The organism is Nonomuraea sp. NPDC049378, assembly GCF_055586745.1.
In genome coordinates this window covers 459,156-467,965 of sequence record NZ_JBVJHP010000004.1, presented here as the reverse complement: position 1 = coordinate 467,965, position 8,810 = coordinate 459,156, and the positions used below count along the sequence as shown (strand labels likewise).

6 protein-coding genes, 1 tRNA gene and 1 riboswitch are annotated in these 8,810 nt (G+C 70.2%); all 7 genes read right to left on the bottom strand.

Annotated features, from left to right (window positions below):
• Window positions 1-97 precede the first annotated feature (97 nt).
• Window positions 98-172, bottom strand: a tRNA-Pro gene (locus ACZ6SA_RS12150).
• 209 nt (window positions 173-381) lie between these two features.
• The gene (locus tag ACZ6SA_RS12145; RefSeq protein WP_443153975.1) at window positions 382-1,464 is read right to left on the bottom strand and encodes a mechanosensitive ion channel family protein; all 1,083 of its coding nucleotides are present in this window, start codon (window positions 1,462-1,464) and stop codon (window positions 382-384) included.
• Window positions 1,465-1,482: 18 nt separating this feature from the next.
• On the bottom strand, window positions 1,483-2,478 hold the full coding sequence (locus ACZ6SA_RS12140) for a ribonucleotide-diphosphate reductase subunit beta (protein WP_347643997.1): 996 nt from the start codon (window positions 2,476-2,478) through the stop codon (window positions 1,483-1,485).
• A gap of 10 nt (window positions 2,479-2,488) precedes the next feature.
• Entirely contained in the window at window positions 2,489-4,708 is a 2,220-nt protein-coding gene (locus tag ACZ6SA_RS12135) for a ribonucleoside-diphosphate reductase subunit alpha (protein WP_465827805.1), read from the bottom strand.
• Window positions 4,709-4,827: 119 nt separating this feature from the next.
• A riboswitch (cobalamin riboswitch) is annotated at window positions 4,828-5,022 on the bottom strand.
• Window positions 5,023-5,026: 4 nt separating this feature from the next.
• Entirely contained in the window at window positions 5,027-5,974 is a 948-nt protein-coding gene (locus tag ACZ6SA_RS12130) for a tripartite tricarboxylate transporter substrate-binding protein (protein WP_347643999.1), read from the bottom strand.
• Window positions 5,975-6,145: 171 nt separating this feature from the next.
• The gene (locus ACZ6SA_RS12125; RefSeq protein WP_347644000.1) at window positions 6,146-6,916 is read right to left on the bottom strand and encodes an SAM-dependent methyltransferase; all 771 of its coding nucleotides are present in this window, start codon (window positions 6,914-6,916) and stop codon (window positions 6,146-6,148) included.
• A 71-nt stretch (window positions 6,917-6,987) separates the two neighbouring features.
• Window positions 6,988-8,808 carry a glutamine--fructose-6-phosphate transaminase (isomerizing) gene (glmS, locus tag ACZ6SA_RS12120; protein ID WP_347644001.1) on the bottom strand — a complete coding sequence of 607 codons (1,821 nt, stop codon included), beginning with the start codon at window positions 8,806-8,808 and terminating at the stop codon, window positions 6,988-6,990.
• Between the last annotated feature and the right edge of the window lie 2 nt (window positions 8,809-8,810).

Sequence of the window (8,810 nt, the reverse complement as noted above, 5' to 3'; positions counted from 1 at the left end):
CCCCACCCGTGACTACCAACCCCAGGCAAACCCCAACACGACGAAACCCCCGAACCCGTAGGTTCGAGGGTTTCCGATGTCCTGAGACATCACACCGTCCGAGTGGCAGGATTCGAACCTGCGTCACTCCTGCTCCCAAAGCAGGCGGGCGGCCAAACTGCCCCACACTCGGTCGCACAGGAAAAGCCGCCTCGATATCCTCGAGACGGCTTTCTGGAAATCCCGGGAAAGAATTATCCGGAAAGCCTCCGCGGCAGCTCAGGAAGGACCGCCGGCGGTCGGATGGTGCCCAGCTCGCGCATTCGCCGCCCTTTCTGCCGGTCGTCATCCCGTCGTTGACATGCTTAAGGTAAACCCGCGATCGGCGCGAATGCCACCTATTTATCCCCGGTCGCGGTCGTCGGTCCAGCTCATGCCGGCGCGCGTCTCCGGAGTGTCGACGCGGAAGCGGGGCAGCGCGTCCGGGTAGTTCTCGCGTACGTACTCGACGAGGTATTCGCGCACGTCGCACTTGAGGTCCCAGGACGACGGCGAGTCGGCGGCGCTCATCAGGGCGCGCAGCTCGACCAGCCCGTTCGGCAGGACGTCGGTGACCTGGAGGGTCCAGTCCTTCTGGTCCCACAGCGGGTTGTCCTGCAGGAACGCGTACAGCGCCTCCCGCAGTTTGGGCACCGGCACCGACCAGTCCACCCGCAGGTAGACCACGGCGAGCACCCGGCTGCCGTGCCTGGTCCAGTTCTCGAACGGGTTCTGGGTGAAGTACGAGACCGGCAGGACCAGCCGCCGCTCGTCCCACAGCCGCAGCACGACGTAGGTGAGCGTGAGCTCCTCGATCCTGCCCCACTCCTTCTCGACCACGACCACGTCCTCGAGGCGGAGCGCGTCGCTGAAGGCGAGCTGGAGCCCGGCCAGCGCGTTGCCGATGGTCGGCTGGGCGGCGATGCCGACGATGGCGCCGGCGATGCCCGCCGAGGCGAGCAGGCCCGCGCCGAGCGCCCGCATCTGGGGGAAGGAGAAGAGCATGGCGCCGAGCGCGATCACGATGAAGGCGGCGGAGGCGATGCGGCGGACCAGCGCGATCTGCGTCATGATCCGCCGCGCCCGGCGGTTGCGCTCCCCTTCGACCTGGACCAGCCGGTCGAGCGCGACGTCCGTCAGCGCGTACGTCGCCTGCACGATCAGCCAGGTGACCGCGGCGATCGTGACCAGGCCGAGCGCGTGCTCGACCGATGCGGCCAGGCTGCGATCGGCGGGCGCCGGGCCGAACATGCCGGGCCCGAACACCAGGTTGCACGCCACCACGACGGCCACCGCGAACGCGGCCCAGGTGCAGTGCTCCACGAGGTGCCGGGCGAGCGCCCACTTGCGCCCCATCCGGTTCAGCACCCGCCTGACTACTTCCACCAGGAGGACCGAGCCGATCACCGCGATGGCGAGAATGGGCCAGCCCGCCGGAGACTGCACTCGATAACCCCCTAGGTCCTAGAAAGACTCGTCAAAACTCACATTTCCCTCGACCGCCACCTGGTAAGCCGAGACCCGCCGCTCGAAGAAGTTGGCCAGCTCCTGCACGTCCTGCAGCTCCATGAACCCGAACGGGTTAGCCGAACCGTACCTTCTCGGCAGCCCCAGCCGGACCAGCCGCTGGTCGGCGACATATTCCAGGTAGTGGCGCATCTGCGTCACCCCCATACCCATCATGCCGTCCCCGCACAGATCCTCCGCGAAGGCCAGCTCGGCGGCCACCGCCTCCTCCAGCATGGCGGTGACCTGCTCGCCCAGCTCGTCGTCGAACAGCGAGGGCTCCTCGGCCCTGACCGTGTCGACCACGCTGAACGCGAACTCCATGTGCATGGACTCATCCCTGAACACCCAGTTCGTCCCGGTGGCCAGGCCGTTGAGCAGGCCGCGGGAGCGGAACCAGTACACGTACGCGAAGGCTCCGTAGAAGAACAGGCCCTCGATGCAGGCGGCGAAGCAGATGAGGTTGAGCAGGAACTGGCGGCGCTCGGCCGCCGTCTCCAGCCGCTGCAGGCCGTTGATCGAGTCGATCCACTTGAAGCAGAACTCCGCCTTGTCCCGGATCGACGGGATGTGCTCGATCGCGGCGAAGGCCTTCACCCGCTCGTCGGGGTCGGGCAGGTAGGTGTCCAGCAGGGTCAGGTAGAACTGCACGTGCACGGCCTCCTCGAACAGCTGCCTGCTGAGATACAGGCGCGCCTCGGGGGCGTTGACGTGCTGGTAGAGGTTGAGCACGAGATTGTTGGCCACGATGGAGTCGCCGGTCGCGAAGAAGGCGACCAGGCGGTTGATCAGGTGCCGTTCCTGCGGCGTCATCCTGGCCAGGTCGGCCAGGTCGGTGTGCAGGTCCACCTCCTCGACCGTCCACGTGTTGCGGATGGCCGCGCGGTAACGCTCGTAGAAGTCGGGGTAGCGCATCGGGCGCAGGGTGAGGTCCATTCCGGGGTCGAGCAGCACGACGGGCTCCTTACTGGCAGGCTTCGCAGGTTTCCGGGTTCTCGAGCGAGCACGCGACGGCGTCAGCCGTCGCGGAGGCGGACAGCGCGGCGAAGCCGCTCCGCGGTTCCGGGGGGTTCGCGGAGGGCTCGGCGCCCGCGGGGACCGTCGTCTGGGCGATGCGGGTCGCGGGGCGCGAGCGCAGGTAGTACGTCGTCTTCAGGCCCTGTTTCCAGGCGTAGGCGTACATCGAGGAGAGCTTGCCGATCGTGGGGCCGGCCATGAAGAGGTTGAGCGACTGCGACTGGTCGATGTACGGCTGGCGCGCGGCGGCCAGGTCGATCAGCGCCTTCTGCGGCAGCTCCCAGGCCGTGCGGTAGAGGGCCTTCAAATCGTCGGGGATGCCGGGGATCGACTGGATCGAGCCGTCGGCCCGCTTGATGTCGTCGCGCATCCGCTGCGTCCACAGCCCGCGCGCCCGCAGGTCGGCCACCAGATAGCGGTTGACCTGCAGAAATTCGCCCGACAGCGTCTCGCGCTTGAACACGTTGGACACCTGTGGCTCGATGCACTCGTAGCAGCCGGCGATGGAGGCGATCGTGGCCGTCGGCGCGATGGCGATCATGAGGGAGTTGCGCAGGCCGGTCGTCGCGATCTTGTCGCGCAGGGCGTCCCAGCGCGGCGTGCTCGCCCCGTAGTGATCGGGGTGCAGCACTCCCCCGGCGGCCCGGGTGTCGGCGAACGACGGGTGCCTTCCGCGCTCGGCGGCCAGGTCGGCCGAGGTGCCGTAGGCGGCCAGCGCGATCTCCTCGGCGATCCGCGTGGACAGCTCCAGCGCGGCCGGCGAGTCGAACGGCAGCCGCAGCGCGAAGAACACGTCGGCCAGGCCCATGACACCGAGCCCGATCGGCCGCCACCGCCTGTTGGCCGCCTCGGCCTCGGGCGTCGGGTAGAAGCCGAGGTCGATGGTGCGGTCGAGGAAGCGCACGGCCGTGCGTACGGTCCGGCGCAGCCGCTCCCAGTCGACGCCGCCGTCCGCGAGGCAGGCGGCCAGGTTGACGGAGCCGAGGTTGCACACGGCCGTCTCCGCGTCGCTCGTGACCTCGAGGATCTCGGTGCACAGGTTGGACAGGTGGATGACGTTGCCGGGGCGGCCGGTCTGGTTGGAGGTGCGGTTGGCGGCGTCCTTGAAGGTCATCCAGCCGTTGCCGGTCTGGGCGAGGGTGCGCATCATCCGGCCGTACAGGATCCTGGCGGGGACCTGCCGGACGTGGCGCCCGGCCGCCTCGTACGCGCGGTAGGCGGCGGTGAACTCCTCCCCGTACAGGTCCGTGAGGTCGGGCGTGTCCTTGGGGTCGAACAACGACCAGGGCTCGTCGGCCTCCACGCGGCGCATGAACTCGTCGGGCACCCAGTTGGCCAGGTTGAGGTTGTGGGTGCGGCGGGCGTCCTCACCGGTGTTGTCGCGCAGTTCCAGGAACTCCTCGATGTCGGCATGCCAGGTCTCCAGGTAGACGCAGGCCGCGCCCTTGCGCCGGCCGCCCTGGTTGACCGCCGCCACCGACGCGTCGAGCGTGCGCAGCCAGGGCACGATGCCGTTGGAGTGGCCGTTCGTGCCCCTGATGAGGGAGCCGCGCGAGCGTACGCGGGTCCACGAGATGCCGATGCCGCCGGCGTACTTGGAGAGCCGGGCGACCTGCCCGTAGCGGTCGTAGATGCCCTCCAGCTCGTCGCGCGGCGAGTCGAGCAGGAAGCACGACGACAGCTGCGGCCGGCGCGCGCCCGCGTTGAACAGGGTGGGCGAGCTCGGCAGGTAGGACAGGCTGGACATGAGCGCGTAGAGCTCGGCCGCCTCGGCGACCGACTCCGCCAGCCCGCAGGCCACGCGGAGGAAGAAGTGTTGCGGCCGCTCCAGCACCTTACGGGTCTCGGGATGGCGCAGCAGGTAGCGGTCATAGACCGTGCGCAACCCGAAATACTCGAACCGGCCGTCCGCCTCCGCGCAGATCAGCGCGTCCAGCTCGGCGGCGTGCGCGGCGACGAACTCCGCCAGCCCGTCCTGGATCAGCCCCGCCGCGTGGGTGGCCGCGACCGACTGGGAGAACGAGCGCACCCCGTGCCCGGCCGCCTCGTCGGCGATCTCCTCGGCCAGCAGGCCGGCGGCGATCCGGGAGCTGGCCGGATCGGTGATCACCCGGGCGGCGGCCTCCTCGATGGCCAGGCGGCGGTCAACATCGACGATCTGCGTCACGTGCTCTCTCCTCGCGAGCTCATCCCCGTGAGGGCGCGCGAGAGCACGGCGGCATGGACCCACGGCCGCACCAGCCCCCGGCCCTCCCTCGAGGCCATGGACACTGCTCGCCGGGCGCATGACCCGGCACGTCGCGGGCAGGTCTTCGGGCTCGCGGGCGTGCTCATGGCGCCTACTGGCCGTCGCTTCCCGGATCGCTCCAGTGCATGTGACGGCGGTCGTTCCCGCTCACCGCTGCGGGGCAGCCCCGGAATCGCACCGGGTTCCCTTTCACTCCGCCTCCTGGGAGGCGAACCAGCGACGACCAGGATCCTACATCTAGTGGCGGATCCCGCAACCACCCCTGCATATTGTGGATTTGGTCGTGTCGACCAGCCCGAGGTCCCGCAGCACCTCGCGCGTGCGCCGGACCTCGGAGGCGAGCCACAACTCGAAGTCGTCGCCGGTGAGCGGGATCGAGACCCATCCGGCGGCCCGGCAGGCCGCCTCCCAGCCGGCCGAGCGGGTCACCTCGTCGCACATGCCGACGGCCGACTCGCGGCTCTCTTCCGGCATGTCGTGAGCGCCGAAGGCCGCGATCCAGTCCACGAAATCCACCCGTACGCCGGATTCCAGCAGGGTCGGAACGTCAAGCTCCGGCACCCGCTCGGCCGAGGACACCGCGAGCGCCCTGATCCGGCCGCGCCCGATGATCGTGCGCCACTCCGCGACCCGGCCGGCGGCGGCGACCGCCTTGCCGGACGACAGCGCGGCGACGACCTCGTGGCGGCTGGGGTAGCCGGTGTAGTCGACCTGCCGGGTGTCGGCGCCGAGCCCTTTGGCGATGAGGCCGAACAGCAGGTGGTCGGGATTTCCCTGCGGACCGCCGGCCAGCATCGTCTGCCCGGGCCTGGTGCGCAGGGCGGCGCCGAAGTCGCCGAAGTCCTTGAAGCGGGAGCTCTCGGGCACGACCACGACCTCGACCTCGCCGGCCAGCCTGGCCAGCGGGGTGGCGGCGTCGAGCAGGCTCTGTCCCTGGTTGAGCTCGGCGGCGGCCAGCGCCGGCAGGCCGGTCACCGTGACCTGCGGGCCCTCGCCCGTCTCGTAACCGGCGGCGCGGGCCACGCCGGCGAACACGTGCCCCGCGCGACCCCACCGGCGCCCGCCCGGATTGATCGAGAATCGGGTGCGCAGCACGGACGCGCCTTCGGTGAACCGCTGCGCGCCGCAGCCGGCCGCGCACGCGGCCAAGCCCAGCCCCAAGGCCAAGAACCGCCGTCGCCGCATGCGCCCCTCCCCGAGCTCACCCGCCACTCCAGGTTATTGACCCGTGGCGGAGCGTCACGCACCGGGGCCCCGTCGGCGTGCTGCGCTCTCGTACGAGGGACGGCCTGTGCGGCCGCCGGCCCGGGTCAGCGCCGAGCCCGCCGCGGCCCGGGACGCCTTCCCTGGCCGCTGTCAGCCGGGTTTCCTGCCGACCCCCGCCATCAGCGACGACGGCAGCGACCAGTCGCCCACCAGTTTGGGGCGGTCGGGACGCCAGTCGGTGGCCTGCACCAGCCCCGGCGGCTCCAGCGGGAAGTCGCCGAAGAACGCGCGGATCTCGGACGGCGGACGGTCGGCGCCCGTCGCGGACGAGCCCCGGGAGGGGACCCTGGCGCGATCGCCGTCCTCCATCCGGGCCATCGTCGTCGCGTGGGAGATCACCAGGTGGCTGCCGGGCGCCACCCGCTCGCGCAGCGCGGCCACCGCGTTCTGCGCGCCGGCCGTGTCCGGGACGAAGTGCAGGATCGACACCAGCAGCACCCCGACCGGCTCGGCCAGGTCGAGCAGGGCGCCCGCCCGCGCCAGCACCTCGTCGGTGTCGAGCAGGTCGGCCTCCACGAAGACGGCCCTGCCCGAGTCCTCGAGCAGGGCCCTGGAGTGCGCGGCGACGACCGGATCATGATCGACGTAGACGACCCGGGCCTCGGGCGCGACCTCGTGCGCGCTGCCCTGGGTCGGCAGCCCGCTGCCCAGGTCGAGGAACTGGCGGACCCCCGCGGCGGCCACGTAGCGCACGGCACGCTGAAGGAAGGCCCGGTTCGCGCGGGCCAGCGGGACCGCCTCCGGGACCAGCTCGGCGAGCTGGTCGAGGGCCAGACGGTCGACCGCGAAGTTGTCCTTCCCGCCGAGCATGTAGTCGTACATGCGTGCGGGATGGGGCCGCTGCTGGTCGAACTGCCGCACAGTATCGAATTTATGTCGTTTGGAGCCGGATAACACTACCCTGAGGGGAATGTGGCTGATTTGCGGCTCAATTATTCGACAGTGACACTCTTGGCGAGATTGCGCGGCTTGTCCACGTCGCGGTCGAGCGCCACGGCGGCATGGTAGGCGAGCAGCTGCAACGGGATCGTGAGCAGGATCGGATCGAGCTCGATCTCGTTCTTCGGGATCACGATGACGTCGTCGGCCAGCTTCGGGCCGGGCTCGCGGTGACCGACCATGAGCACCCGCCCGCCGCGGGCGCGGATCTCGCCGAGCGTGGTGAGGTTCTTGTCGAGCAGCTCGTCGTCGGGAACGATCGCGACCGTCGGCATCTCGGGGCCGATCAGGGCGAGCGGGCCGTGCTTGAGCTCGCTGGCCGGATAGGCCTCCGCGTGGACGTAGGAGATCTCCTTGAGCTTCTGCGCCCCCTCGCGGGCCACCGGGTAGCCGCGCACGCGGCCGACGAACATCATGCCGGCGTGGTCGGCGTACTTCTGCGCCAGCTCGGCGATCTTGTCGCCCTGCGCCAGGATCTCCTCGACGTGGCCGGGCAGCCGGCGCAGGCCCTCCACGATGCGCCGGCCGTCGGCCGGCGACAGGTCGCGCACCCGGCCCAGGTGCAGCGCGAGCAGCGCGAACGCGACCGTGGTCGAGGTGAAGGCCTTGGTCGAGGCCACCGATACCTCGGGGCCCGCGTGCAGGTAGATGCCGCCGTCCACCTCGCGCGCGATGGCGCTGCCGACGGCGTTGACGATGCCGATGACCCGGCCGCCCTTGCGCTTGAGCTCCTGCACCGCGGCGAGCGTGTCGTAGGTCTCCCCCGACTGGCTGATCGCGACGTAGAGGGTGTCGGGGTCGACGACGGGGTTGCGGTAGCGGAACTCGCTGGCCGGCTCGGCGTCGGAGGGGATGCGCGCCAGCTCCTCGATGAGCTGCGCCCCCATCTGTCCTGAATAGTACGCGGAGCCGCAACCGATGATCTTCACCCGGCGGAAGCTGCGCGTCTCGCGGGCGTCCATGTTGAGCCCGCCGAGGTGGGCGACGTTGAAGCGCTCGTCGAGCCGGCCGCTCATCGTCCTGGTGATCGTCTCGGGCTGCTCGGAGATCTCTTTGAGCAGGTAGTGCTCGTAGCCGCCGGTGTCGTAGTGGCCGGCGTCCCAGTCGACGGTCAGCGGCTCCTTGGCCGTCTCGCGGGCGTCGCTGGCGAAGGTGTGGAACCCGTCGGCCTTCAGCACGGCCAGCTCGCCGTCCTCCAGGTGCACCACCTGGCGCGTGTAGCGGACCAGGGCGGCCACGTCGGACGCGGCGAACATCTCCTTCTCGCCGATGCCGAGCACGATCGGGCTGCCGTTGCGGGCCACGACCACCTCGCCGGGGCGCTCGGCGTCGATGACGGCGATGCCGTACGTGCCGACGACGCTCTTGAGCGTCTTCCTGACGGCCTCCTCCAGCGAGTCGTTCTCGTCGGCGGCGTGGGCGATCAGGTGCGCGAGCACCTCGGTGTCGGTCTCGGAGGCGAACACCACGCCGTCGGCCTCCAGCTTGGCGCGCAGCTCTCCGGCGTTCTCGATGATGCCGTTGTGCACGACCGCGATGCGCTGGTCGGCGGACAGGTGCGGATGGGCGTTGACGTCGCTGGGGACGCCGTGCGTGGCCCAGCGGGTGTGCCCGATGCCCAGGCCGCCCCTGAACCGGACCGGCACGACCTTGGCCAGGTCGGCCACCCGCCCCTTGACCTTACGGACCTTCAGCCCCTTGCTGGACACGACGACCCCGGCCGAGTCGTAGCCCCGGTATTCGAGTCGCTGCAGACCCTCCAGCAGGATGGGGGCTGCGTCCCTTGGGCCGACGTAGGCCACGATTCCGCACATCG

Bases quoted from the DNA above. Each gene is read 5' to 3' on its own strand.
- ACZ6SA_RS12130 (WP_347643999.1), bottom strand. From the start codon at position 5,974: ATGCGGCGACGGCGGTTCTTGGCCTTGGGGCTGGGCTTGGCCGCGTGC.
- glmS (WP_347644001.1), bottom strand. From the start codon at position 8,808: ATGTGCGGAATCGTGGCCTACGTCGGCCCAAGGGACGCAGCCCCCATC.